This is a genomic window from Micromonospora echinaurantiaca (genome assembly GCF_900090235.1).
Lineage (GTDB): Bacteria > Actinomycetota > Actinomycetes > Mycobacteriales > Micromonosporaceae > Micromonospora > Micromonospora echinaurantiaca.
The window spans coordinates 5,888,386-5,912,957 of sequence record NZ_LT607750.1 but is presented as its reverse complement, the minus strand read 5'-3'; the positions used below and the strand labels follow the sequence as shown (position 1 = coordinate 5,912,957).

The 24,572-nt window shown below is 69.4% G+C and carries 25 protein-coding genes; 14 read left to right on the top strand and 11 right to left on the bottom strand.

Annotated elements, in window-relative coordinates; genetic code table 11:
• Nucleotides 1–17: 17 nt before the first annotated feature.
• From GA0070609_RS26710 to GA0070609_RS26690, 5 genes are all read right to left on the bottom strand, one after another.
• On the bottom strand, nt 18–905 hold the full coding sequence (locus tag GA0070609_RS26710; protein ID WP_088996341.1) for a hypothetical protein: 888 nt from the start codon (nt 903–905) through the stop codon (nt 18–20).
• A 294-nt stretch (nt 906–1,199) separates the two neighbouring features.
• Nucleotides 1,200–1,520, bottom strand: coding sequence for a hypothetical protein (locus GA0070609_RS26705; RefSeq protein ID WP_088996340.1), 321 nt, complete (start codon nt 1,518–1,520; stop codon nt 1,200–1,202).
• 139 nt (nt 1,521–1,659) lie between these two features.
• Nucleotides 1,660–2,883, bottom strand: coding sequence for an MFS transporter (locus GA0070609_RS26700; RefSeq protein ID WP_088996339.1), 1,224 nt, complete (start codon nt 2,881–2,883; stop codon nt 1,660–1,662).
• A 36-nt stretch (nt 2,884–2,919) separates the two neighbouring features.
• On the bottom strand, nt 2,920–3,129 hold the full coding sequence (locus GA0070609_RS26695; protein WP_408630610.1) for a DUF397 domain-containing protein: 210 nt from the start codon (nt 3,127–3,129) through the stop codon (nt 2,920–2,922).
• 19 nt (nt 3,130–3,148) lie between these two features.
• Nucleotides 3,149–3,922, bottom strand: coding sequence for a helix-turn-helix domain-containing protein (locus GA0070609_RS26690; RefSeq protein ID WP_231928425.1), 774 nt, complete (start codon nt 3,920–3,922; stop codon nt 3,149–3,151).
• A gap of 760 nt (nt 3,923–4,682) precedes the next feature.
• On the opposite strand from GA0070609_RS26690, the gene GA0070609_RS26685 reads away from it, so the two are divergent.
• Nucleotides 4,683–4,901 (top strand): e9imm peptide, encoded by a 219-nt coding sequence (locus tag GA0070609_RS26685; RefSeq protein WP_157748305.1) that lies wholly within the window; start codon nt 4,683–4,685, stop codon nt 4,899–4,901.
• 274 nt (nt 4,902–5,175) lie between these two features.
• Here GA0070609_RS26685 and GA0070609_RS26680 read toward each other — a convergent pair whose 3' ends face one another.
• From GA0070609_RS26680 to GA0070609_RS26670, 3 genes are all read right to left on the bottom strand, one after another.
• A complete protein-coding gene (locus GA0070609_RS26680) occupies nt 5,176–8,376 on the bottom strand; it encodes a S8 family serine peptidase (protein WP_172899414.1) in 3,201 nt (1,066 codons plus the stop codon).
• 478 nt (nt 8,377–8,854) lie between these two features.
• Entirely contained in the window at nt 8,855–9,874 is a 1,020-nt protein-coding gene (locus GA0070609_RS33425; RefSeq protein ID WP_157748304.1) for a hypothetical protein, read from the bottom strand.
• A complete protein-coding gene (locus GA0070609_RS26670; RefSeq protein WP_088996334.1) occupies nt 9,871–10,362 on the bottom strand; it encodes a SigE family RNA polymerase sigma factor in 492 nt (163 codons plus the stop codon). The genes GA0070609_RS33425 and GA0070609_RS26670 overlap by 4 nt, the downstream gene beginning before the upstream one ends.
• Nucleotides 10,363–10,544: 182 nt before the next feature.
• Here GA0070609_RS26670 and GA0070609_RS26665 point away from each other — a divergent pair, with 182 nt between their 5' ends.
• On the top strand, nt 10,545–10,928 hold the full coding sequence (locus tag GA0070609_RS26665) for a transposase (protein WP_231928424.1): 384 nt from the start codon (nt 10,545–10,547) through the stop codon (nt 10,926–10,928).
• 254 nt (nt 10,929–11,182) lie between these two features.
• Here GA0070609_RS26665 and GA0070609_RS26660 read toward each other — a convergent pair whose 3' ends face one another.
• The gene (locus tag GA0070609_RS26660) at nt 11,183–11,680 is read right to left on the bottom strand and encodes an Eco57I restriction-modification methylase domain-containing protein (RefSeq protein WP_157748303.1); all 498 of its coding nucleotides are present in this window, start codon (nt 11,678–11,680) and stop codon (nt 11,183–11,185) included.
• A 598-nt stretch (nt 11,681–12,278) separates the two neighbouring features.
• Here GA0070609_RS26660 and GA0070609_RS26655 point away from each other — a divergent pair.
• From GA0070609_RS26655 to GA0070609_RS26645, 3 genes are all read left to right on the top strand, one after another.
• Complete coding sequence (locus tag GA0070609_RS26655) at nt 12,279–12,875, top strand: RNA polymerase sigma factor (protein ID WP_172899413.1); 597 nt, start codon at nt 12,279–12,281, stop codon at nt 12,873–12,875.
• Entirely contained in the window at nt 12,868–13,815 is a 948-nt protein-coding gene (locus GA0070609_RS26650; protein WP_088996332.1) for a CU044_5270 family protein, read from the top strand. Before GA0070609_RS26655 ends, GA0070609_RS26650 begins: the two co-directional genes overlap by 8 nt.
• Nucleotides 13,816–13,896: 81 nt before the next feature.
• Nucleotides 13,897–14,166, top strand: coding sequence for an RNA polymerase sigma factor (locus tag GA0070609_RS26645; protein WP_231928423.1), 270 nt, complete (start codon nt 13,897–13,899; stop codon nt 14,164–14,166).
• 65 nt (nt 14,167–14,231) lie between these two features.
• On the opposite strand, the gene GA0070609_RS26640 is transcribed toward GA0070609_RS26645, so the two are convergent.
• Complete coding sequence (locus tag GA0070609_RS26640; protein ID WP_088996330.1) at nt 14,232–15,050, bottom strand: helix-turn-helix transcriptional regulator; 819 nt, start codon at nt 15,048–15,050, stop codon at nt 14,232–14,234.
• Between the two features lie 129 nt (nt 15,051–15,179).
• Between GA0070609_RS26640 and GA0070609_RS26635 the strand changes: the two genes are divergently transcribed.
• From GA0070609_RS26635 to GA0070609_RS26610, 6 genes are all read left to right on the top strand, one after another.
• Nucleotides 15,180–15,584, top strand: a complete 405-nt coding sequence (locus GA0070609_RS26635; protein ID WP_088996329.1) for a nuclear transport factor 2 family protein — start codon at nt 15,180–15,182, stop codon at nt 15,582–15,584.
• Between the two features lie 262 nt (nt 15,585–15,846).
• Entirely contained in the window at nt 15,847–16,305 is a 459-nt protein-coding gene (locus GA0070609_RS26630; RefSeq protein WP_088996328.1) for a GNAT family N-acetyltransferase, read from the top strand.
• A 188-nt stretch (nt 16,306–16,493) separates the two neighbouring features.
• Nucleotides 16,494–16,895 (top strand): helix-turn-helix domain-containing protein, encoded by a 402-nt coding sequence (locus tag GA0070609_RS26625; protein ID WP_172899412.1) that lies wholly within the window; start codon nt 16,494–16,496, stop codon nt 16,893–16,895.
• A gap of 35 nt (nt 16,896–16,930) precedes the next feature.
• Entirely contained in the window at nt 16,931–17,350 is a 420-nt protein-coding gene (locus GA0070609_RS26620; protein ID WP_088996327.1) for a VOC family protein, read from the top strand.
• 3 nt (nt 17,351–17,353) lie between these two features.
• A complete protein-coding gene (locus tag GA0070609_RS26615; RefSeq protein WP_088996326.1) occupies nt 17,354–18,019 on the top strand; it encodes a DUF998 domain-containing protein in 666 nt (221 codons plus the stop codon).
• A 66-nt stretch (nt 18,020–18,085) separates the two neighbouring features.
• Nucleotides 18,086–18,715 carry a histidine phosphatase family protein gene (locus GA0070609_RS26610; protein ID WP_088996325.1) on the top strand — a complete coding sequence of 210 codons (630 nt, stop codon included), beginning with the start codon at nt 18,086–18,088 and terminating at the stop codon, nt 18,713–18,715.
• A 176-nt stretch (nt 18,716–18,891) separates the two neighbouring features.
• On the opposite strand, the gene GA0070609_RS26605 is transcribed toward GA0070609_RS26610, so the two are convergent.
• Nucleotides 18,892–19,437, bottom strand: a complete 546-nt coding sequence (locus GA0070609_RS26605; protein WP_088996324.1) for a protealysin inhibitor emfourin — start codon at nt 19,435–19,437, stop codon at nt 18,892–18,894.
• Between the two features lie 177 nt (nt 19,438–19,614).
• Between GA0070609_RS26605 and GA0070609_RS26600 the strand changes: the two genes are divergently transcribed.
• From GA0070609_RS26600 to GA0070609_RS33720, 3 genes are all read left to right on the top strand, one after another.
• Nucleotides 19,615–22,008, top strand: coding sequence for a M4 family metallopeptidase (locus GA0070609_RS26600; protein WP_088996323.1), 2,394 nt, complete (start codon nt 19,615–19,617; stop codon nt 22,006–22,008).
• Nucleotides 22,009–22,122: 114 nt separating this feature from the next.
• Nucleotides 22,123–22,890, top strand: coding sequence for an enoyl-CoA hydratase/isomerase family protein (locus GA0070609_RS26595; protein WP_088996322.1), 768 nt, complete (start codon nt 22,123–22,125; stop codon nt 22,888–22,890).
• Nucleotides 22,891–23,018: 128 nt separating this feature from the next.
• A complete protein-coding gene (locus GA0070609_RS33720; protein ID WP_088997985.1) occupies nt 23,019–24,539 on the top strand; it encodes a serine/threonine-protein kinase in 1,521 nt (506 codons plus the stop codon).
• The last annotated feature ends 33 nt before the right edge of the window (nt 24,540–24,572 follow it).

Sequence of the window (24,572 nt, the reverse complement as noted above, 5' to 3'; positions counted from 1 at the left end):
CCGTGGTGGGGTTGGGATCAGATCCAGTCGGAGAGGTCGTCCTCCGGCGTTGAGGACGAAGCCGCGGGCTTGCCGCCGTTGGCGGTGCTGGCCGGCTTCTTCGTCGCCGGCTTGCCCTGTGCCGGGAGGGTGATCGTCGGTACGTCGACGTCCGGCAGGTCCAGGGCCGTCGGCACCGTCAGCGGTGCCTGCTCCACGGTCGGGGTGGTCGGGTCGATGACGTCGACCAGCGGCGAGGCGACATTGGCGGTCAGCACCTCGCGGCGCTTGATGTCGAACCGCAGATACGCGGCGTTGCTCTCCGAAGCGCGCTCGACGAGCACGGTGGAGGCGTGGCAGGCCACGGCGATCTTGTTGAGGCGGCCTTCCAGGTCCTTGGCCGACAGGCCGGGCCGCAGGTAGATCCAGACCCGCTCACCGACCGGCGTGGGGCGAGCCCAGAGGATCAGCGGGAGGCTGCCGGACTGGTTGGCGATGATGAACTGCGCGAAGCAGACGCGCAGCCGGTGCCGCACGAACAGGCACATGGCCCAGGCGAGGATGAACCGGCGGGACGCCGGGATCGCGGCGGGGACGCCGACGACCAGGGCGACCACCAGGAACGTCACCGGACCGGAGGTGTGGTTGGCGAGCTGCGTCCACCCGATGCCGAGCAGCGTGGTGATCCCGATTTCCGGGAGCCACCACCACAGCAGCCGCAGGACCGGCCAGATGCGGACCAGCACCCACACGATCCCGCCGGCCGGCACGCCGATGAGCGCGCCGACGATCAGGGCGAGGATCGGGTGCATGGAGGACGCGGCCACCACGGCCGCGAGCAGGCCGACGATGACCGCCGTCAGGATGAACGCCAGCCGGGCGTTGCGCGCGGAGGAGCGGTGAACCTTGGCCTCGATGACCGTCACCGTTCCGCTGGACTTCCCGCCGAAAGGGCGGCGGGGGCTAGACTTGGACACGACGAGTCCTCCCAATCACGAGTTGGGTCGGATGAGTTGGCGGCACCGGGGTCGGCAGATGTAGGAGTCAGTACCGACCCCGGGCCATTTCCTTTCGTCACCACCATCGGTGGCGACCAGGCCGGGAATGTAGGAGTCAGGAACACTCCCGGACCGCATCTTCAGGTTGGGTCAGCGGACCAGCCAGGCCGCTTCGCGAACCACGGACACCAGTGGCTCACACAGCACGACGTGCGAAGAGACCTACTTGCCAGCCGACGTGCCAGTCTTCGGCTTCAGCGACACCGCCCGGAACGCGACGCCGTTACGCCCGTTGGTCGCCCACGGAATGGCCTCCAACTGCTCGACCTCGACGAAGTCGCCCACCTTCACGCTCGGCTTCTCACCCGCCGTGGTGATGGTGATGACCTCGCCGCCCGTCTCGTCGAGCACGAAGACCTGGGTGGACCACATCGGCCGGCCCGTGTTCTTCTCGGACTTCTGGTTGCCGTTCTGGTCGTTCTTCGGCTCCGGGTCCTTCGACGCCGTCACCTGCTTGCGCGTGGTGTCCACGTACAGCTTCACAACAGACCTCCTGTGTCTGAGCGCGTCCCCTGTGGACGACTGCCCTTGGCTGCGAGGAATCTCGCATATGCACGATGCTAGTGCGTGACTATGCACGATGCAACGCGTAGACGCAGGCGAATTTCAGATCGTGCGATGCCTACCGGCGTCCGAAGAGGAGAGCTGCTAGTACGGCAACGGCTGCGGCAGTGAAGGCGGCAGCAGCCACCATGGGTGCGCGTAGGCCTGCGGAGGTTGCAACCAAGCCGCCCAGCATCGAGCCGATTGGGGCAGCCCCGTTGCCGATGAGCCGGAAGGCTGACACCACTCGCCCGAGCAGGTGGTCTGGTGCGAGCTGCTGCCGTGCAGATACCACGGCGACGGTTACGAGGGTTGATGTAGCGCCGAGGAGTACGAACGCCCCTCCGGCGATCCAGGGAGAGGTGGTGGCAGCTATGCCCAGCCATGCCATCCCCTGGACAAGGCAGGCCGCGACAACCGCGCCCTTGAGTGTCAGAAACCGAACGAGTGGAGCCGAAACCCAGCCCGTCACCGCCGCACCTACCGCAGCCGATGCGATGAGTAACCCGAATCCGAAGTCGCTGACGTGCAGGATGCTGGTCGCGAACAGCACCAGCGTTGCCGCCGCCAGGTTGTAGGCCAGGTTGTAGACCGTCAAACAGAATGCCAGTAGGAGGAGCGTTCGGTTGCTCAGGAGGTAACGGAAGCCCTCCTTGACCGCGGCGGTGACCGTCTGAGTTCGAGCCGACTTGGGTGGTGGCGGTGACGGAACCTTGGCAACCAGGGCGGCCGAGGCGACGAACGACGCCGAGTCAAGTGCGAAGGGTGCCCATGGGGCAGCGGAAAAGGCGAGGCCGCCCAGCGGAGGACCAACCAGGCTTTTGCCGACCGTGTCACTTGCGAACAGGCGTCCGTTTGCCTTGGCCAACCCGTCCTGCGACCGCCCAACGACATGCGGAAGCATCGCTTGAGCAGCGGCATCTGAGAAGCACTGGCCGGTCACGACGAGGAATGACGTGGCGGCGAGGAACGGGATCGAGGCACGGTCTGCAAGGATGAGGGCAACAAGTGCAGCGAGGGCCACTGCACGAACGAGTTCCGAGGCAACCATTACTGACCGGCGAGGGAAGCGGTCGACGATGGCGCCGGACCAGAAGCCCACAAGGAACCAGGGAGCAGCAGCGGCAGCGCTCACGACGGCGACGCCGATAGGGTCTCGGGTCAGGAACGCGGCCAGGAGAGGCGCAGCAGCGACGTATGCGCCATCGCCGACGCTTGACACGGCAGTAGAGCCCCAGAGGGCTCCGAAGCCGCGCCTCGCCTTCGATGTCTCGCACTCCACCTCGGTGATGGTGCCGGACATCTACTCGCCTCCCCAGACCACGTCCCTTGCCTACAGCTACCGTCGGTCGAGCTGCCTCGTCTTCAACCCACTTACGAAGCCAGTCCAGGCGGTCGGAGAGAAGGCCAGGACCGGGCCGGCGGCATCCTTGCTGTCACGCACCCCGACTACCTCGCCCTTGACTGTCGCGACCTCGATGCAGTTTCCGTCGCCACTGAGGCTGCTCTTACGCCAGATGACCGCTTCCAGGGTTGAGGGCTCCTGCACGTCTACCTCCTTCGACTGACTACCGACTGTCCACAAGGTCGCGAGCGGCCTTGCGGATCAACGCAAGTGAATCACTTGGTGACAGTGCGGAGGAAGACAGTTGCTCAAAGTTATCGATGAGACGCTCCACGGTCGGCGTGTCCGTCAGGTGATAGTCAGCCGCCGTGGTCTCAAGTAGTCCCCGGGCGGGAGCAGGAGGATCGAACCGGAAGACCATGAGCGGATGCTGCATGAACGAGGACTGCTCTTGGTCGAAGGCCAGGATGCGGAGGTCGACATTGTCGCGCGCTGCATACTCGGCGAGGTTGCCCAATTGCCGCGCCATGATGTCGGGCGGAACAGGCCGCCAGCGCAGAGCAGTCTCCAGTAGTACAACCCGATACCGGGGGGCGCTTCGGCCCAGCATCGTGAGTCGTCGAGCCAGCCGATACTCCACCGCCCGCTCCTCGTTCGAGGCTCCCGCCATGTCGATCACCCTGCGGGCGTACTCTTCGGACTGCATGTAACCAGGGAGCAGAACCGGGTTGTAGTGGTAGATCTCCGAGGCAGAGGCTTCCAGAGCGATGAAGTCCTGCTGACGCCGAGTCAGACCGACGCCGGTGGAGTTGCGCCAGGACCCAGCGGCCGCACGTTCAGCTAAGGCAATGACCTGATCGCGGGCCGATACCGGAACGTCTAGCAAGCCTAGAAGCGCCTGGATGTCGCTGACGGGGGCGCGAGTGCGCGCCTGCTCGATGCGGCTCACCTTGGACTGGGACCAACCGAGTTGAGCAGCGAGGTCCTGCCCGGTCAATCCCGCGCGTTCTCGCAGGCGACGCAGTTCCAGCCCGAGCTGATGCCGAGCAGCAACCTGCTCAGGCTCCGCTGATCCTGGCACTGATACCCCGACCCTCCGTGTATATGCACGATCCTACCGTTTGACCTGCAAAAGCGCCAGGACGCACGGCCGGTCCGACCGGAATATGCCATCATGGCCGGCCAGCTGCCGGCCAGCTGCCGGCGACCTGGTTCAAACTTTCTGTACGTCTTCAAGGCGGCCCTGAACGGGCCGCACGCGCCGCCGCCTGGGCGCGCGCCGGCCGCTGCCGCTGTCGCTCTGCGGCCGACACGCCGGATGCCCGGCGGCTGGCGCGAAGGGCGGGGAGCCCGGAGGGCCGCCGCAGAACGACAGACTGTTGACCGGGTGGTGTGGTGGGCCGGCAGCCGGCCGGGCCGCGCGGCCAGCAGTCCGCGCGGCGTAGGGGAGCGCACGCCGGCCACGTCGGCGAGCTGGCGGCGGTCACGGGATTGCGGCTACTGCGCCTCCGGCGGGGGCGCAACGGCTCCAGGATGGCCGGGGCTCCGTCGACGGGTCACGGTCCGTGGGTGGTGACGCAGGGCCATCCCGCCAGCCACCGACCCGGGCAAGCCGAGCAGACCACCGCCCGACCCGCCAGCGTCCGAACCTCCGTCAAGGTCCGCTTGACATGGCGGGCCGGGCGGCGGCCCGCTCCCCAGGAGGGCGGGTCGACGGCAGACGGGATGGCAGTTTGGGCCACGTATTCTGCGTGGCTGTGGAGCTGGACGACCCGACGCGAAGCAGAGCGCTGGCCCTTGTTCGTGAACTGCGCGATCCCGCCATTCCCGACGAGGAGACCGGGGTGCGAGTTGATGAGCTGGAACGCATCCTGTGTTGCCCGCACGTCATCTCCCTCATGTTCTTCAGAGAACCCGAGTTGAGTGACGAGGAAGTAATCGAAGAAGCTCTCAAGTACCAGCCATTTGCCCTCTAGGTGCCTGAGTAGCCGGGCTGGGTGACCAATCAGGGCCCGGCAAAGTCGTCAGGTGATGCCGAGTAGGGCGAGAGGGCGTGTGCTGTCGCGGGCGTGGTGGCGGTTGGCGGCGGCGATGTTGGTTATGCCGGCGGTGCGCAGGGCGCCGATCGCGGCGTTGCGTAGGGCTAGGGGTGACGAAAATATTGGTCACCAATTGTGGTATCTGTTGGCGTGAGGCGTCCCCGGCTGCAGCCGGGGACGCCTCATCATGGACGCATTTGGTGCGACTAGTCTAGGTCAGGCCGTAGGCCCGGATGACTGTCTGTGTGACGGTGTTGCCTTGTTTGTCCTCGGCAGTGGTGCGTAGTGAGACGTATTCCTTGCCGGTTGGGTGGTCGATTTTGGCCAGCCATTGACCGGTAGATTGCAATTCGACCTCTACTGGGTTCCAACTGTGGCCGTCGTCGAACGAGGCCTCGACGGTGAGGCTTTGGGTCGACACGAGCTCATTGTTAGTGTTGCGAACAGTTACGGGCACCATCTGGGAGTGTCCGCTTTCCGCCCGGTTTTCTAGATCGACTTTCGGAGTGAAGCTTACGGTGATCAGCGGCAGCGCTTGCCGCTCGGTGGTGTGGCTGGAGCGGAAGGTCCAGATGCATGACACGTCGGTAGAGTAGTGTGATCCGCTGTCGCGGGCGTTTACCGTCAACCGGTAGTCGGCCTCGTCCGGGGGCACCTCGAATAATCCGTACCCTGGGAGGTGGTACTCGCCGACTTGCTCGCCGTTGCGGTAGAGGCGAGTCCACCCGGTGTTCGTTTTTGCCGGAACGCCGGCATGCCCGGCCCCATCAGATCGCATAGGAATTTGGATCCAGATATTGTTGTGCGCCCGAACCGGACCCGTGTGGCCAGTCATGTGCCGAACATAGCCGGGGGACGGGAATCTGGGGGCAAACACGGAGCCGTTCCAGGTCTCGTGGTAGTCGCGGCCTGGCTGATAGGTGGCCTCGTCACTCACCAGGTATGCACCGTCGGGGTAGTGGAGACTAGCAAACCAGCGGACTCCGTCGGTGTTCAGGTACTCGGTCCTTGAGAACGGTAGTTGCATTGGCAGATCTCCGCGTCCTAGCAGGACGGGGAATTCCATAAGCATCTCGGCGGGCTGGGAGTACCAGGCCTTGGCTCCCGATTTGGCGGTGCTGTCATTGTGGTAGTCGACCCTGATTGCGGCGAGTTCCCCCGCCTGTACGTTCTTGGAGAACCCACCCAGCAAGTGGCCATATTCGTAGTAGGTCAGGTAGTACGCCCGAGGGCCATGTCGCATGTCGCCGTTGTTGTCGGGGGTGCCCCACATCCCCGCAATCCAGGAGGACATCCGGTTCTCGGGAACATCGGGACCGAATTGTGCGCTACTCATCCTCGACAGATTAGACGTTTGCACGGAGTCGCCGATATCCATTCGACCGGTTCCGCTGACCTGGCTGTAACCGACACTGCCAACTGCCAGTTTGGCCTCAGGATCGGGAAGCGTGATGGAGTTGATTTTGGCGGCGCGGGCGTCGAAGGCCACCGTGCCGCCTGCGGTCAGGTTATAGTCCGGCCAGGTTAGCAGGCTGGTGTGCTCGTCATCCCCAGTTTCCACGGCAGCACTCACTTGGTATCGACCTCTGGGAAGCCGCACCGTTACCGACCCGTTGCCGCCGTAAAACGTTGCCCGGTCCTTGACCTCGTCGATATCGACGAATCTGAGGAAATAATTAGTGGCGGGGGCTCCGTTGCGGTCGGTGAGGTTGACGGTGAGGTTGTAGCGCTCCTCCTCCACGGTGACGGCGATCGGTGTGGTTACCTGGGTTTCGCCGGCGGTGGCGGTCAGCCATGCCGAGTGGTGGCCGTACTGGGTTTGCGCCCGGGTGTCCACGGTGACGTCGACCGTGGCGGTCCCGCCCGCCGGTACGGTGACCGTCTGGGTGGACGTGGTGAACATGCCTGCTGGTGCCGGCTGGCCGTCTGGGGCCTGGCTGCGCAGGCTCAGCTGGTAGGTGACCTGCTGGCTGCCGGGATTGTGGTAGGTGATGGTCTTGTTGATGGGCGGGTCGTCGTGGTGGGGGTAAGCGGCGAGCCCGGCGGAGATGGTTGGCGGTGTGGCGTACCCGTTCTGGCTGACGGCCCGCGCGACGTCCACTCGTCCGCCGCCTTGGGCGTAGGCACCGACGGTGGGGTGCGTCTTCGCAGTACCGATCATGACGGCCTTGAGTTGGTCGGCATCCCAGTCTGGGTGCTGCTGGGCGAGAATCGCGACGGCGCCGGCGACGTGCGGGGTGGCCATCGAGGTGCCCTGGAGCATGGTGTAGCTTTCGCCCGGCTCACCCAGGTAGCCGTCTTTAGCGTTGGCGGCGACGATACCGACCCCTGGGGCAGTGATCTCCGGCTTCAACGCGGCGTCACCGATCCGCGGGCCACGACTGGAAAACGCCGCGAGTTGGTCAGACTTGTCGACGGCACCCACGGTCAACGCCGCGTCGGCGCTGCCGGGCGAGCCCACGGTCTCGTCACCGCTCTCGCCGTCGTTGCCGGCGGCGACCACGAACAAGGTGCCGTACTGTGCGGTGAGATCGTTGACCGCCTGCTCCAGCGGGTCCACCTCTGGCGTGTCTTCACCACCGAGAGACAGGTTCGCTACCGCGGCACCGGACTCGGCGGCCCATTGCATACCCGCCAGGATCGCCGACTCGTCACACCACGCGCCGCCGCACACCTTGCCGACCAGCAGGGTGACCTCCGGCGCAACACCCTTGTATCGGCCGCCACTCGCCGCCCCCGTGCCAGCGATCGTCGAGGCGACATGCGTCCCGTGGCCAACCGTGTCGTTCGCGTCAGGAGCGTCGCTGAAGTTGCGCACCTCGCCGAGCCGGCCGGCGAAATCTGGGTGAGTAGCGTCGATGCCAGTGTCGAGCACTGCGACCTTCACACCGCGACCGGTGAACCCAGACTGCCACGCGTGCGGCGCTCCGACCTGCGGCACACTGGCGTCCAGCAGCGCCTTACGCTTACCGTCCAGCCAGATCCGCTTAACGCCAGACCGCAAGGCGTTTCCGCTTCTCATGGAATCCCAAAACGCGCCCGCCGATCTCTTCGGCTGTCGCACTGCCGCCGCTTCGACACTCGGCAGCTTTCGAGTCACCCGGCCACCCGCATCATCGGTCAGCGGCGCGACACTGTCGGCGCTGACACCCTGTACCAGCAGCGGCAGATCCGGACGCTTCCCATCGTCGTGGCCGTATTCCAGCAGGGTGGACACGTCGAACAACCGCGGGTCCAGCTTGCCCTGCCTCAGCAAACCCATCGCATCACTGGGCACCACAGACAGTCGACCACCCGCCTGAGACACCATGAACCGAACAGCCTCACGACCCTTACCATGACGCACGTTCGGGACTTGCTGGCCACCCTGCTCACTGACCTCGACGGTGTCGCCAGTGACCAGGGTCACCATCCGAAGACTCCCACTACCCGGCTTCACCTTCGCCGCTGGCGACGGAGGCGCAGCCTCGGTCGCCGCCAAGGAAGGAACCACAGGCCCAACCCCAAACAGTGGTAGGCCAACCATCAACGCCGCTGCTAACAGCAGCGACCGGCGACGTTGCAATAACTCCACTCAGAACCTCCTAAAATAAGGTGCGGCACCGTCAGTTGATGGTGCCCGCGCTCGTTGCCGTTAAGATGCGCATAGACTGCTCAGCTACGGCCGTCACCTCTCGTTACTCCAGCACGCATCGGTCCTGCGAGGCTCAACCTTGATTGCCGCTGAGCCCGAGCCGTTGCCGACACAAATGCCGCAGATAACCCGGGCTCAACAGGTCGATGAAGTCGCGGAATCGGTGCGATCGCGCGCTAGCTCGCTCGCGGGGAAACGGGTACCTTGCCGGCGACGATCCATCGGCAGGTGACCTGCCTGAATGAGTGAGGCTCCGCTAGCCGGTGATATTCACAGCCCAGTCACCAGTCACATGCTGGGGTTCGATGGTGACGTCAACGTGATCTCCGGGCTTGCCCGGATTGTCGGTGTCACCGAGGATCATTTCTTCGACGCACTGATTGTTGATCTCGGTCTGGCTCGGCTTCGGGGATGTTTCGCTGTAGTCCCACTTCATGCACTTGGTAACCTCGCGGCCGTTAACGAGGACGCGGAGGATGCCAGGAGTTTGCATCTGCGCGAAGAAGGTTAGCTTTTGCTGCCAGTCAACCTTCACAGTGCGTGGGGCGAGCGGGTTCCCTGGCGTATTCCGCACGGTGTTGTCGGCGTCGGGCACGGTTACCAGCGGCGGCAATGTCGCAGGTTTCGGAGGCAGCGGGTACTTGTCAAAGGGGACTTGTTCGGCGACAGCGACCGCCATGCTTCCACTCGCCGGCAACGAGGCGGGCGCTTCCCCCTTGCTGGGACGCCCAACACCATCCGCTTTGAACACGACGGTCACCGATTCGCCCACCTTAATACCAAGGGATGATAGCGACTCCTCGGAAGGCACCTCACTGGGGGACCCGCAAGGACGCGATTCAGCCCCGCTAGGAAACGTTAGATAGATCCACATGTCCGATGAATCGCAGCGGGAGATGAATACCAAATCATGCGTCGTCGGCACGAATGTCAGACTCGCCGTCGTCTCGGGAAGCGAGGCCGACGCCGCGGCTAACACCCGCGTGCCATTAACATATTCCGGGAAGCCCTCGATCGTCTTCCCGTTTGGGCTGGAAGCGGTGGTGACACCACCGTCGGCAGGGCGATCAGGTTCCGGCCGCGCCTCACCGACGTTGACGATCAGGGATCCCACCGCCATCGCGGCAATTGCTAGCATCGCACCACCAGAAACCGCACGACGAGCACGGGCACGGGCAATCCTGCGCTGCACCGCGGCTGACCGCGCCTGGCGGCTAACCCCGACGGGTTCGCCAGCGGATCGGCCTTCGAACACTTCCCTCAGTAAACTACTCATGCTATCACTCCCAACGATTCATCCAGGCGCAATTTCGCCAACGCCCTGGATGCCTGACTTTTGACGGTTCCAACGGAGCAGCCCATAACCTCCGCGGTCTCGGCCTCACTTAGATCCTCGAAATACCGCAATACCAGCACAAGGCGTTGCCGCTTCGGTAATCGTCCCAGGGACTGCCACAGCTCATCCCGAACATCAACGGCCGCGAACTGATCCGATGCAACAGCCGTTCGCTCTGGCAGCTCCGCAATAGGCTCCTCGACGTTCCATCTACGCCGCCACCACGACACATACGTATTCGCGATGATCTTCCGCACGTAAGGCTCCGGATTCGGCTCAATCCGGCTCCACACAAACCATGCCTTCGATAGCGCAGTCTGCAGCAGATCCTCAGCCGCCACCCAATCCCGCGTAAGCAGAAACGCGACACGCAACAACCGAGGCGAGCGCGCCACCACAAACTCATCGAACTCCTGCTGTCTCGGCACTCCATCTCCTCCGACCCGGTCACACGGGAGATACAGGCCAGCCCCGGCGAAAGGTTGCCCGCACCCGCAAAAAATCTCCACGAGCCGCGGAAACCGCGGTGCCAGGGCCCGGCAAAGTCGTGGGCTGTCTGGCTTGAGGTGGTTGGAGTAGACGCGCCCTTGCTGGTGGTAGCAGGGCGGGCATGACTGCTTCAGAGTTCCCGTACGCCGCGCAGGCGCTGCAGATCCGCCGTCACCGACGACGTCTCGACCAGCCCAGATGCTTCACCACCGAGACCGTCTACGCGATCACCAGCCTGCGCCTGCACCAGGCCAAGCCCGCACAACTGGCCGCATGGATCCGCAGCCACTGGAACATCGAGAACAAAATCCACTGGGTGCGGGACGTCACCTACGACGAGGACCGTTCCCAGACCCGCATCGGCACTGGCCCTCAGGTCATGGCTGCCCTACGCAACGCCGCGATCGGCGCCCTGCGCACCGCCGGCATAACCAACATCGCCGCCGCCAACCGCCACCACGCCCGCGACAGCACACGCCCTCTCGCCCTACTCGGCATCACCTGACGACTTTGCCGGGGCCCTGGGTGACCAATTGGGTGACGACGGGTGCGGATAGCGCCGGACGCCCACAGAATCCGATGGACCGTGCAGACAGCTCACGGTGCTGTTGGCGCAGCTCATCGACGGCCGGTAATTCCTTCGGGACGAACGGGTCAAGCTCCGCCAGTGAGGCAGTCGGCGGAGCTTGGCTTCCGTCAAAACATCGGGATGAAAGGACCGTGCTCGAAAGGCAAAGACCATGCCGAGCTCGCCTACTGTTAGCTCCTGGTGCGGCGGATCTGGCCGTCGGCAGCCTCGTAGAGATCGAAGTTCCGCTCCGCCGTCAAGTACACCTCTCGCGACCGCCTCCGTGCCTCACCCGCAAAGTCCTGGTAGCGAATGTAAGGGGGATTGCCGATGACGACGTCATAGTGCGGCTTCGGGGTGACGGTGAAAAAGTCTGCCGTCAGTATGGTTGACGTAACGCCCGCCTGTTGAAGCAAGTCTCGGGCGGCCTGCGCGGACGCCTCGTGAAGTTCGACACCGTCAAGGCTGCCAGTACCCTGCGCGAGGGTGCCGGGACCGCGCAGTGCGGCGAGCCGGTCGACGGCTGCGAGCAGGAATGCCGCTTCGCCGCATGAGGGTTCCAACACCCGATCGTCTGGCGACCGGACTGCCCAGTCCGTGATGTGCCTCGCCAGTGGCTCCGGGGTGAAGAAGGCGCCGCGAGCCTTCCGCAGCGCGCCAGTGTCGATCGCGGCGGAAGGAAGGATCATGGTCGTCATCCTTCCCTAAGCCACCGACACCCCGAAACGCAGATCCCCCCATAGATCTTCGCAGCTCTGAACCCCCACAGGCGGGAGCCGCGCCGTAGGGCGACCGCGACGGTCGGGACCAGGACCAGCTCCCCCCGGCCGGGGGCGGCCTTGGTTGCCGGCCGAATAGCTGTCGACAGCAACGCTGACAGCAACGACGCCGGACGGCGGCAGGCTGATGAGCGCTGGCGCGGACGAAGCTCCGAGTGTGTAGCCGTTCCCGGACGTGTGCGGACGCGATGCACAGAGCTTGTAAGCGAGATGTCGCCGGTTCGATCCCGGCCGGGGGCTCCAATTCCACCAGGCACGTCCCCGACGGCGCTGCCGCCTGCCCGCCGGTTGACAGTACGCCGACGGCTTCGGGGGGCACGAGGACCACCCGTCGAGCCTGCCGAACGCCTGACGCTTCGCGTCGAGGTTGGCGTGGACCTCACGGGTGCCGGACCAGGACGGTCAGGTGATCGTTGCGGCCTCCCGTGAACCGTCCTGCCGCGGGGTGCGGATAACAGGTGTCGCTTCCCTACTCCGCGAGGGGCCTTGTGTGAGAGAACTCAGACCCATGTTGGATGCCGATGTCGGTGCGGTGACGGACGCCGCGATCATCGATCGCTCCGTGCGGGACCCGGAGGCGTTCTCGACGATCTTCGACCGGCACGCGCCCCACATCCACCGTTACCTGGCGCGGCGCCTCGGTGTGCCGGCCGCGGACGACCTGGTCGCGGAGACGTTCCTCGCGGCCTTCCGCCGCCGGGACCGATTCGACACCACCCATCCGGACGCGCGGCCGTGGCTGTACGGGATCGCCACCAGGATCGTCGGCCAGCACCGGCGGGATGAGGAGCGCGAGTACCGGCTGCGGCAGGCGTACGTGCCCGCGACGAGCGAGGCGTCGCACGCCAACCGGGTCGCCACCGTGGTGACGGCGCAATCACTACGCCGGCCCCTTCTCGAGGCGTTGGCCGAACTCTCCGACGGAGATCGCGACGTGTTGCTGCTGATCGCCTGGGAGGAACTCAGGTACGAGGACGTCGCCGCCGCACTGTCGATTCCGGTCGGCACCGTGCGGTCACGACTCAACCGAGCCCGCAGGCTGCTCCGTGAGCGGCTGGGCGGCGCACCCGCCAGCGCGATCGAGGAGGTACTGGGACATGGATGAGATGCGACTTCTCCAGCAGCTCGGCGACGAGACCGGGCTGCCGGCAGCCGAGCGGTTGAAGCCGGCCCGCGGCCGGCTGGCGGCCGCCATGGCCGCCACGGCTGCGGAACCTTCGGCACCCGCGGCGTCCACCCTGCCGGCGACGCCGCCCCGCTCGCGACGGCCGGCCTGGCGGCTGGTGCTCGGCGGGGTGGCGGCGGCAGGTCTGGCTGCGGCGATCGCTTCGGTACTGGTGCTCGCACCGGACCAGCTCGGTGGCAGCACGCCACCCGCCCGGGCCGACGCCCCCCAGGTGCTGCGGAACGCGGCGACCGCCGCGCTGCGGGCGCCCGATGTCGATCCCCGGCCGGACCAGTTCGTCTACATCCGCTCCCAGGAGGGGAGTGAGCTGCGGGAGAGCTGGAGGTCGGTGGACGGGACGCGGGACGGTCTGATCGTCGAGACCGCTGCCGCCGGCCGTACGAAGTGGGTCGTTCCCGGCTGCCGGAACGGGCGGGCGGTGGCGGTGAAGGGCAACCTGGTGGTGCCGGGCGAGACCGAGAGGTGCACCCCGGAGCCCGCCCACCGCGCCGACCTGCCCACCGACGCCGCCGCGATGCGGGCCTTCCTGGCGAAGAATGCCAGCGGGGAAACCGGCGACGCCAATGCCCTCGGCAAGGACGTCCTCTACTACCTCACCGACAGCTACCTGCGCCCCCGGACGCTGGCCGCGCTCTACGAGGCCGCGGCGACGATGCCGGACCTGCAGGCCGTGCCGTCCGCCAAGGACGCCGCGGGCCGGCCGGGCATCGGCATCACCTGGCCCTCGACGAACGGCTCGGGCGAACTCGTGCTCGTCTTCCACCCCGAGACCTACACCTTCCTCGGTGTGGGCGGGCCGGCGGGAGGCTCGGCCGTGTTGGCCGTCGCCGTCGTCGACCGAGTCGGCCAGACGGCTTGACGTCCGTACCAGCCCGGCTGTGGTGAGGGGCCTACCATGCGACTTCGGCGAGGGCGAACGAAGGATGCCGACGGCGGAGCATTGACGGACGCCGAAATAATCGCCTGGTCCGCGCAGGATCCCGACATCTTCTCGACAATCATCGACCGGCACGCCCGGGGCGTCCATCGTCACCTGGTGCGACGCCTCGGCGTGCCGGCCGCGGACGTACTCGTCGCCGAGACCTTCCTCGCGGCGTTCCGTCTTCGGCATCGGTTCGACATCAACCGGTCCGACGCTCGGCCCTGGCTCGACGGGCTCGCTACCGAGCTGGCCAACCAGTACCGGGCGGCAGGGAAGGCCGAACGATGAGTTGGTGGTCGGTGCGCGGTGGGGGCCGCACCGCATTAGGAAGGCCGGCCGGCGACACCTGCCCGTCAGGCCCGACTGCCCGCCATCGATCCGCCCGAGGCCGCGGACATGCTCCGGAGGATCTCCGCCGTCTGGCGGTTCGCCGGGAAGAACGTCTCGATGGAGATCTCGTCGAGCGTCACGTCCCGCGGCGAGCCGAACACCGTCGTCGTGTAGAGCAGGGCCAGCTCGCCGTGCTCGGTGGCCAGCCGCATCGGGATCACCAGGTCGTCCACCAGGCGGGTGCCGGTGCTCGCGGCGGGCTCCCGCGGCACCGGGTACGCCGCCAGCTCGGCCAGCAGCTCCGCCAGGCCCTCCGCCGCGGTGCGGGCGAGCTGCCGGCGCACCCGGCGCAGCAACTGGATACGCCACTGGGCGAGGTTCCGGATCTGCCGGGACAGGCCGTCCGGGTGCAGTGTCGCGCGCAGCACGTTGACCGGGGGTGTGCGCAGCTCCTCCGGGACGCCGTGCAGGAACGCCATCATGGCCCGGTTGGCGGTCAGCAGCTCCCAGCGGACGTTGACGGCGAGCGCCGGGTTGGGCTCGTGGCCGGCGAGTACGGCGTCGATGGCCGCCCGGGCCGCGCCGAGATCGGTGAGCGCGCGTTCGGTGTGCACGGGCGCGAACCCGGCGGCCAGGTAGAAGGCGTTGCGCTCGCGCAGCGGCACGTCGAGCTCGTCGCAGAGCCGCTCGATCATGCTCCGGCTCGGGTTGGCGCGCCCGGTCTCGATGAAGCTCAGATGCCGGGCGGACAGCTCGGCCGAGAGCGACACGTCGAGCTGTGAGCGGCCCCGGCGCTCCCGCCAGCGCCGTACCAGCACCCCGACCGGTTCGGTGTTGGTCATGTGGCAAGCCTGACCTGCCGGCGTACCCGGGGCAATGATCTCGCAGGTAATCGACGCGGACCGGTCCCCGGCCGCAGGGTCTCAGGTGTGGCCGACGCCGTGCCACCCACCGGGACGAAAGGAACAGCCATGACCGAGACCACCGCACCGTCGCGGCAGCACGAGGCGACCGTCGAGCGCTACCTGCGGTTCTGGAACGCCGGGACGCCGGAGGAGCAGCAGCGCCTCGCCGCGACGACCTTCACCGACGACATCGAGTACCACGCCCCGGTCGGCGTCCTCGCCGGCCGGCAGGCGCTGATCGACTTCCGGGACCGGTTCGCCCAGCACATGGGCACGGTGGCGTTCCGCGGCCGGGAGGAGCCCCAGATCCACCACGACCGCGCCCGGCTGCGCTGGGAGATCCAGGTCGGCGCGGAGTCCTTCGCGGCCGGCACCGACGTGCTGGCGTTCGACCCGGACGGCCGGATCAGCTCGGTCAGTGCCTTCCTGGACCGGGCACCCGAGGGCTTCGACCCGCACGCGCACGACTGACGCCGGTCAGGGCCGGCTCCGCGCCCGCCGCCGGTCCGCCCGGCGCACCGTGGCGACCGACGCCAACCGGTCCGTCTCCGGAGGTGCGCCTGAGCCGCCGGTCAGGGGCCGGCGGGGGCCACCCGCAAGCCGGCCGGGCACCCGTTCGCGACGGGTGCCCGGCCCGCATTGCCCGGAGCCGCCGCTCGGGCCAGGGCAACGGTCGCGGATCGGGAACGGGTACGGTGCGACCCGACCGGTCGAGGTGGATGGGGGACGTCGGATGCGGGTGACGGTACGTAGCGGGACCGCGGCGGACGCCGCGGCGTTGGCCGGCCTCCGGTGGCGGAGGGTCACCGAGGAACGCGGCTACACCGGGACGGACCGCGCCGACTTCCTGGCGATGTTCGCCGCCTGGGCGGCCGAGCACAGCTCCAGCCACCTGTCCTTCCTCGCCGAGGTGGACAACGAGGTGGTCGGCATGGCCTGGCTGATGGTGGCCGACCGGGTGCCGACGCCGGTGCGGCGGCACCGGCGCAGTGGCGACGTCCAGTCGGTGTACGTGGTGCCGGAGCTGCGGGACGCCGGGGTCGGCGCGATCCTGCTGGAGGCCGTGCTGGCCGAGGCGGCGAAGCTGGAGTTGGAGCAGGTCACGGTCCACTCGACGGAGCGGGCCATTCCCTTCTACCAGCGGGTGGGCTTCCAGCACGACCAGCGGTGGCTCCGCTGGCAGCCGGAGTGACGGCCGACCCGCGCTGACCCCGAGCGCGCGCGCCGCCGGCCCGTGCCAGCCCGGCCGCTACCGTGGCCGCGTTCTCGCGCGGCAGCGGCTGTCGCCTCGCCGAATGCCGGTGGGCCCGGAAAGGCGGCGGCGACCTCGGGAAACCCGCGCGGCGGCGGCATATCCTGGCTCCCGTCGAGGGGAGTCCGGTGAGTCGCGCGGTCGAGGAGTCGAACCGGGCGATGCTGCGCGCCCGGGACGCCATGGACCGGTCGTACGACAAGCCGCTGGACATCCCCGCGCTGGCCCGGATCGCGCACGTGTCGGAGGCGCACTTCATCCGGACCTTCCGGGCCACCTTCGGCGAGACCCCGCACCGCTACCTCCAGCGCCGGCGGGTCGAGCGGGCGATGTACCTGCTGCTGCAGACCGACCGGGACGTCACCGACATCTGCTACGCGGTGGGCTTCGGCAGCCTGGGCACGTTCAGCCGGACGTTCCGACAGATCGTCGGCGAGTCGCCCACCGAGTACCGCAAGCGGGTGGCGCCCGCGGCGGCGGTGCCGACCTGCTTCACCAAGGCCTGGACCAGACCCAGCAGTTTTGGATAAGCGGCAGGTCAGGACGGTCTTCTAGGGTCGTTGGCATGACGATGAACGCACTGACCCGCTCCCAGATCTACGTCCTCGACCAGAACGAGGCCCTCGACTTCTACGTCGGCAAGCTCGGCATGGAGGTGCACACCGACGCGGACCTCGGCTTCATGCGCTGGCTGACGGTCAACGTCCCCGGTGACCGGCAGCGGGAGATCCTGCTGGAGACCCCCGGCCCGCCGCGGCTGGACCCGAAGACCGCCGAGCAGGTCCGGGAACTGCTCACCAAGGGCGCGATGGGCGGCTCCCTCTTCCTCACCACCGACGACGCCCACAAGACGTACGCGGACCTGGTCGCCAAGGGCGTGGACATCACCGACGAGCCGACCGACCGCCCGTACGGGATCGACTTCGGCATCCGTGACCCGTTCGGCAACCACATCCGCATCGGCCAGATGCACGAGCAGGGCTGACCGATGAGCGAGCTGACCGTCGGCGCCCGGCCGGTGGACCGGGCAACCTGGGACCGGGCGCTGCTGGCCGGCGGCGCGCTGGCCGGGCCGCTCTGGGTGGTCGCCGCCCTGGCGCAGGGCCTGACCCGGGACGGCTTCGACTTCCGGCGGCACCCGGTGAGCGTGCTGAGCACCGGCGACCTGGGCTGGATCCAGATCGGCAGCTTCGTCCTCGCCGGCCTGCTCTGCCTGGGCGCGGCGGCCGCGCTGCGCCGGGTGCCGCATCCCGGCCTCGGGCCGCGTACCGCGCCCTGGCTCGTCGGTCAGTACGGCCTGGGCATGGTGCTCGCCGGTGTCTTCGTGGCGGACCCGCTGGACGGCTTCCCGACCGGTACGCCGGCCGGCCCGGGCGAGGTGAGTTGGCACGGCCTGGCACACCTCGGCGCCGGTGTGCTGGCCTTCACCGCGCTGATCGGGGCCTGCCTGGTCGCCGGGCGCCGGTTCGCCCGCCGGGGCGAGCGGGGCTGGGCGGCGTACAGCGTCGCCAGCGGGGGGTACTTCGCGGTGGCCTGGGTGGCGTTGATGGTCTCCGCCGGCAACCCGGTGGCGATGCTCGGGTTCGGGGCGGCCGCGGTGGTTGGCTGGGCCTGGATGTCGGCGACCCTGGTACGCGCCCTGCGGACGGGCTGACCGTGTCAGTCATGATCGGGAGGCGCGGCGCCCGTCGCGCCTCCCGACCCGTGTGAGGTGACCGCGATGGCGACCCGCCTGCTCTACCTGGCCCGGCACGGCGAGCAGGATCGCCCTCCGCAGACCCCACCGGGCGTCGACCCGCCGGAGACCGGGCTCTCCGCCCGCGGCCGCCGGCAGGCGACGCTGCTCGGCGAGCGGCTGCGCGGCGTACCGTTCGACGCCGTGCACCACGGCCCGCTGCCCCGGGCCGCGCAGACGGCCGAACTGATCGCCGCCGCCCTGCCCGGGATCCGGGTGCACGCGTCGGACGAGGTCGGCGACCACCTGCCGGACGACACCGACCCGGCCGGGCTGCCCGAGGCGTACGCCCGGTTCCTGGCCGGCTTCAGCGCGGCCGAGCGGGCCGACGGGCCGCGACTGACCGCGGCGGCCCTCCGCCGGTTCGCCACCGCGCCGGCCGACGGCGACCGACGCGACCTGATCGTCACCCACACGTTCCTGATCGCCTGGTTCGTCCGGCACGCACTGGACGCGCCGGAGCGGCGCTGGCTGGGCTTCAACGCGCACAACTGCGGGTTGACGGTGATCCGCTACCGGGACGGCGTGCCGCCGACCCTGATCGCGGTCAACGACGTCGCCCACCTGCCGCCGGACCTGCGCGCCACCGGCCTGCCCGCCGACTACGTGTTCTGAGCCTTGGCCGGCGCCGACAGGGCGCCGGCCAGGCACACCGACCGGCGGACCCGGCCCGCACGCCGGGCGGCGACCGCCGCCGAGGCCGGTGGCGGTCCGCCGGGTCAGCCGGTAGCCCGCGTCAGCAATGCCACCACCGGTCAGCCGGTAGCCCGCGTCAGCAATGCCACCACCGGTCAGCCGGTGGCCCGCGTCAGCAACGCCACCACGGCGCTGGTGACCTCGGGGAGGGCGCCGTCGGCGGGGCAGTCGACGTATCCGGTCTCGACGGTGTCGACGGTCAGCCGGTAGCTGAACGCGTCCTGGCACGCCGTGTCGACGTTGGCCCGGCCAGCTTCGGCGGGCAGCCGCGGGTCGGCGACCAGCCGGCGCAGCCGGTCGAGGTCGGCCTGGTCCAGCCGCCCGGTACGCCGCGATCCGGCCCGGTCGACGGCCGTCCACCGGCCGTCGGGCTCGACCGTGACGGTGTCGCCCCGGCCCGCGAAGCCGCCGCTGCGGGTGAGCACGATCCGGCCGGCGGTCGGTGCGGCGACCGTCCCGGTCGGAGCCGGCGCGACCGTCCCGCTCGGAGCCGGCGCGACCGTCCCGGTCGGGGCGACCGGTGTGGTGGGTACGGCCGACGGGGTGGCGGCACCGGTGCGGGTCTGGTCGGTGCGGGAGGGCTCGGCGGCCGAGCAGCCGGTGAGCAGCACGGTGACCAACGCGATCTTGACACCGGTCAACGGGGCTGATCTCATGCCAGTCGGACGGGTGGCGGCGCGGCGCGGTTCCCATCACCCGGGTTTCCCCGGGCACGGCCGGAGTCCGGGGCGGCGCGGCCTGCCCCTTTTCTGATCTACTCGTCGCCGCGTCCACATCCGCGACCACGCACGTCACACCACCCCCGCCCAGGAGGGCACGTGAGAAGACCCCTTGCCGCCATCGGCGCGGCTCTGCTCGCCGGCGGTCTGCTGACCGTCGCCACCCCGGCGACGGCGGCACCCACCCCCGCGCCCGTGCCCGTGCCGAACCCGGCCGCTCGCGCGGCGGCCGCGCTGCGCGCGAACCCGGGTGCCGTCCAGGGCGGCAGCGCCGAGTCCTACCAGGTGTACCGCACCAAGGTGGACGCCGACGGCAGCGCGCACGTCCGCTACACCCGGACCTACCGGGGGCTGCGGGTGCACGGCGGTGACTTCGTCATCCACACCGCCCCGGGTGGCGGCTACGCCGGCTCCTCGGTCGGCCTGACCGCCCCGCTGACCCTCGGCACCACCGCCAAGGTCTCCGCGGCGACCGCGAAGAAGGCCGCCCGTGCCCAGTTCACCGGGAAGGTCACCACGGTCGGCGCCCCGGAACTCTTCGTGGATGCCAGCTCCGGTACCGGCCGGCTGGCCTGGGAGACCGTGGTCAGCGGCTGGGCCGCGGACGGGCAGACCCCGTCCCGGCTGCACGTCGTCACCGACGCCACCACCGGCAAGCTGATCGGCACGTACGACGAGATCGAGTCGGTCTCCGGCACCGGCCACAGCCTCTACGCCGGCTCGGTGAGCGTTGAGACCACCCAGACCGGCAGCGTGTACCAGCTCATCGACCCGGCGCACGGCAACGGCTCCACGTGCGACATGAACAACGGCACGTCGACGTGCACCGCGTTCGTCGACGCGGACAACACCTGGGGCAGCGGCGCCAACGCCAACCGGCAGTCGGCCGCGATCGACGCCCACTTCGGCGCCGCGAAGACGTTCGACTACTTCAAGAACGTGCACGGCCGCAACGGCATCTTCGGTGACGGGCGCGGCGTGCCCAGCCGGGTGCACTACGGCCAGAACTACGACAACGCCTTCTGGGACGGCGCCCGGATGACGTACGGCGACGGCTACGCCAACGTCTCGCCGCTGGTCTCACTGGACGTGGCCGCGCACGAGATGACCCACGGTGTGACCGACAACGTGGTGCCCGGCGGCCTGACCTACGCCGGCGAGTCCGGCGGCCTCAACGAGGCCAGCAGCGACATCTTCGGCACCATGGTGGAGTTCTACGCCAACACCACGGCCGACCCGGGTGACTACCTGATCGGCGAGAAGATCAACATCAACCTCGACGGCACCCCGCTGCGGTACATGTACGACCCGGCGCAGGACGGCTGGTCCGACCGCTGCTGGTCCACCGCCACCAAGAACAAGGACGTGCACTTCTCGTCCGGGGTGGCCAACCACTTCTTCTTCAACCTGGCCGAGCGCACCGGCAGCACCGCGTACGGCTTCTCGCCGATCTGCGGCAGCGCGCCCGGGATGGTCGGCATCGGCCGGGACAAGGCGGCGAAGATCTGGTTCCGGGCGCTGGACGTGTACTTCACCTCCAACACGTCGTACGTCAACCCCACCAACCCGGCGAACACCGCGCGGGCGTACACCCTGCGGGCGGCGACCGACCTGTACGGCAGCTGCTCCACCGAGTACCGGGCCGTCCAGGCGGCCTGGACCGCGGTGAACGTGGCCGGCAACGACGCGACCTGCTCCACCGGCAGCGACTTCGGCGTCACGCTGTCGCCGACCGCCGGCGCGGTCGACCCGGGCGGCTCCGTCGCCACCACCGTCGCCACCACGACCACCAGCGGCTCGGCGCAGCCCGTGACGCTGTCGGCGACCGGCCTGCCGAGCGGGGCGACCGCCTCGTTCAGCCCGGCCACGGTGACCTCCGGCGGCTCGTCCACCCTCACCATCACCACCACGGCCGCGACCCCGCCCGGCGTCTACACCGTGCGGGTGAACGGGGCCGGCTCGGTCACCCGGAGCACCAGCTACACGCTGACCGTGCGCGGTTCCGGTGGCAGCTGCACCAGCCCCGGGCAGCAGCTCGGCAACCCGGGCTTCGAGTCCGGCGTCACCGGCTGGGCCCAGACCACCGGCGTGATCGGCCAGCACGGCACCCGGCAGCCCGCGCACAGCGGCAGCTGGAGCGCCTGGCTGGGTGGCTACGGCAGCACGCACGCCGACACGCTCACCCAGACGGTGAGCCTGCCGGCGGGCTGCACGTCGTACAACTTCAGCTTCTGGCTGCACATCGACTCGGCGGAGACCAACATCGGCACCGCGTACGACACGCTGCGGGTGCAGGTGATCGGCTCCACCGGGACGGTGCTGGCGACGCTGGCCACGTACTCGAACCTGGACCGGGCCACCGGGTACGACCGGAAGAGCTTCTCACTGGCCCCGTACGCCGGCCAGACGGTCACCCTGAAGTTCACCGGCACCGAGGACGCGTCGCTGCAGACCTCCTTCGTGCTCGACGACACCGCGGTCGACGTCAGCTGACCCGGCGACGACGCCAGCCCGGCTGACCACGGCGGGCCCGGCGGCCACCCCACGCGGGTGGCGGCCGGGCCCGCGCCGTTATGGTCAGCCGGACCGGGACGAGGGAGGCAGGACGTGGCGGACGCGGAACTCGTGGTCCAGGTGACCGGGCCGGTGGCGACCGTGGTGATCCACAACCCGGGGCGGCGCAACGCGATGACCCCGGCGATGTGGCGGCAGCTGCCGGTGCTCCTCGACGACCTGGAGGCCGACCCGGCGGTCCGGGCGCTGGTGCTCACCGGGGCCGACGGCACCTTCTGCGCCGGTGCCGACCTGGGCGACCTGGACGAGCTGCTGGCCGCCGGGGACGCCAGCATCGCGGTGCGCGCCGAGGAGCGGCTGGCGGCGTTCGCCAAGCCGACCGTGGCGGCGGTGCGGGGCGCCTGTGTGGGCGGCGGCTGCCAGCTCGCCGTCGCCTGCGACCTGCGGATCGCCGCCGCCGACGCCCGGTTCGGCGTGCCGCCCGCCCGGCTCGGCCTGGTCTACCCGACTCCGACCACCCGCCGGCTGGCCGGGCTGGTCGGCCCGTCCGCCGCCAAGCACCTGCTCTTCACCGCCGAGCTGGTGGACGCCGAACGGGCGCTGCGGATCGGCCTGGTCGACGAGGTGCTGCCGGTCGACCGGCTGACCGGCCGGGTGGACGAGCTCACCGCGGCGATCGCCGACCGCTCGCGGCTCACCGTCACCGCCGCCAAGGAGATCGTCGACGGCCGGGCGGACGCGGACCGGATCGCCTGGTGGCACCGGCAGGTGCTGGACAGCGGCGAGGCCCGCGAGGGCGTGGCGGCCTTCGTCGAGCGCCGCCCGCCGCGCTTCGGCTGGACGCCACCGGGCCGGACCTGACCCCCTCGGCCGCTCCGGCCGGCCGCGCCGGTCCACAGAGGACGGCCAATCCCCTTGTGGCCACTGCCGATCGGACACGTTTCGTGGGCCGCTGGTGTCCGGCGGCCGGGTACGGCAGGCTGTCCGTCGTGCAGCGTGATCAGTTGCTCGCCGGGCGTTACCGGCTCGGTGAGCGTCTCGGCGAGGGCGGCATGTCCGTGGTCCACCGGGCGCACGACGAGGTGCTGGAGCGCGACGTGGCGGTCAAGGTGCTGGTCGGCTCCGACGCGGTCGCCAGACGGCGGATCCGGGCGGAGGCGAAGGCGGCGGCCCGGATGTCCCACCCGAACGTCACCAACGTCTACGACTACGGCGAGTCGTCGCTGGCGGGCGAGCAGGTCCCGTTCGTGGTCATGGAGCTGCTCACCGGCCGTACGCTCGAACAGCGGCTCGCCGACGGGCCGCTGCCGCCCCGGGCCGCCCTACGGGTCTGCGCCGAGGTGGCGGCCGCCCTCGCGGCCGCGCACGCCCTCGGCCTGGTGCACCGGGACGTCAAGCCGGGCAACGTGATGCTCACCCCGACCGGGGCGAAGGTGCTCGACTTCGGCATCGCGGCGGTCGCCGGCGCGCCGGAGATCGACTTCGAGGGCCGGCTGCTCGGCACCCCGGCCTACCTCGCCCCGGAGCGGCTCGACGCCGGCGAGGTGCTGCCGGCCTCCGACGTCTACGCGCTCGGGCTGCTCCTGCACCGGGTGCTCGTCGGCCGGCTGCCCTGGCAGATGGCGACCCACACCGGGACGCTGCGCGCGCACGCGTACGCCGAGCCGGGCCCGCTGCCGGCGGTGGCCGGGGTGCCGGCCGAGGTGGACCGGCTGTACCGGCGGTGCGTGGCCAAGGACCCGCTGGACCGGCCGCCGGCCGCCGAGGTGGCCCGGGTGCTCGCCGCGGCGGTGGTCCGGATGGCCGAGCCGGACCCGGTCGCTGCCGACCAGCCGGCACCGGAGCGGTCCGGGGCGGACCGGCCCACGCTGCGCCCGCCGGGTGCCCCCGCCGCGGGCACCGGTCAGCCCGGTCGGCGGGCCACCCGGCTCGGCGGGCGGCTCGTACTGGCCGTGGGCACCGCGGTGGTGGCCGCGGTGGGTCTCGCGGGCACCCTCGGCGACCCGTCCGTGCGGCCGGCACCGGACGGCCAACCGCAGAGCGGCGCGACCACCAGCGGTACGGCCGCCGTCGGGTTGCCGGTCACCGCCGACGCCCCGGAGGAAGCCGAGCCGAGGCCGCCGACCGGCCGGGCGACCTCCGCCCCGGCAACCACCGCCGTGCCGGCCCCGCCCGCCCCGACCCGGAGCCGGCCGGCCCCGACCACCGACCGACCGTCGCCGACCGGGAGACCCGGGGTGCCGGTGTCGGCGCGCGGCGGAGTGGTCAGGGTCGCCTGTGACCGTCAGATGATCGAGGTGGTCAGCGTGACGGCGGCCGCCGGCTACCAGGTCGAGGCGTACGAGCCGGGGCCGGCGCGGGAGATCCGGGTCGAGTTCGTCTCCGCCGAGAACCGGAGCGTGGTGACTGTTCGCTGTGCCAACGGCCGGCCGGTGCCCCGGGTGAAGGAGCGGGCCCGCGAGGCGGCCATGCCGGCCGTCGCCCCCGATCGGCGACGGCCCGGGCACTGACCGCGGGCGCGCCGCTGCCGCTGAGGCGGGGCC

Bases quoted from the DNA above. Each gene is read 5' to 3' on its own strand.
- GA0070609_RS33425 (WP_157748304.1), bottom strand. From the start codon at position 9,874: ATGAGTAGTTTACTGAGGGAAGTGTTCGAAGGCCGATCCGCTGGCGAA.
- GA0070609_RS26655 (WP_172899413.1), top strand. From the start codon at position 12,279: ATGTTGGATGCCGATGTCGGTGCGGTGACGGACGCCGCGATCATCGAT.
- GA0070609_RS26700 (WP_088996339.1), bottom strand. From the start codon at position 2,883: ATGTCCGGCACCATCACCGAGGTGGAGTGCGAGACATCGAAGGCGAGG.
- GA0070609_RS26665 (WP_231928424.1), top strand. From the start codon at position 10,545: ATGACTGCTTCAGAGTTCCCGTACGCCGCGCAGGCGCTGCAGATCCGC.
- GA0070609_RS26650 (WP_088996332.1), top strand. From the start codon at position 12,868: ATGGATGAGATGCGACTTCTCCAGCAGCTCGGCGACGAGACCGGGCTG.
- GA0070609_RS26610 (WP_088996325.1), top strand. From the start codon at position 18,086: ATGGCGACCCGCCTGCTCTACCTGGCCCGGCACGGCGAGCAGGATCGC.
- GA0070609_RS26660 (WP_157748303.1), bottom strand. From the start codon at position 11,680: ATGATCCTTCCTTCCGCCGCGATCGACACTGGCGCGCTGCGGAAGGCT.
- GA0070609_RS26630 (WP_088996328.1), top strand. From the start codon at position 15,847: ATGCGGGTGACGGTACGTAGCGGGACCGCGGCGGACGCCGCGGCGTTG.
- GA0070609_RS26635 (WP_088996329.1), top strand. From the start codon at position 15,180: ATGACCGAGACCACCGCACCGTCGCGGCAGCACGAGGCGACCGTCGAG.
- GA0070609_RS26680 (WP_172899414.1), bottom strand. From the start codon at position 8,376: ATGGTGACCCTGGTCACTGGCGACACCGTCGAGGTCAGTGAGCAGGGT.
- GA0070609_RS26640 (WP_088996330.1), bottom strand. From the start codon at position 15,050: ATGACCAACACCGAACCGGTCGGGGTGCTGGTACGGCGCTGGCGGGAG.
- GA0070609_RS26620 (WP_088996327.1), top strand. From the start codon at position 16,931: ATGACGATGAACGCACTGACCCGCTCCCAGATCTACGTCCTCGACCAG.
- GA0070609_RS26615 (WP_088996326.1), top strand. From the start codon at position 17,354: ATGAGCGAGCTGACCGTCGGCGCCCGGCCGGTGGACCGGGCAACCTGG.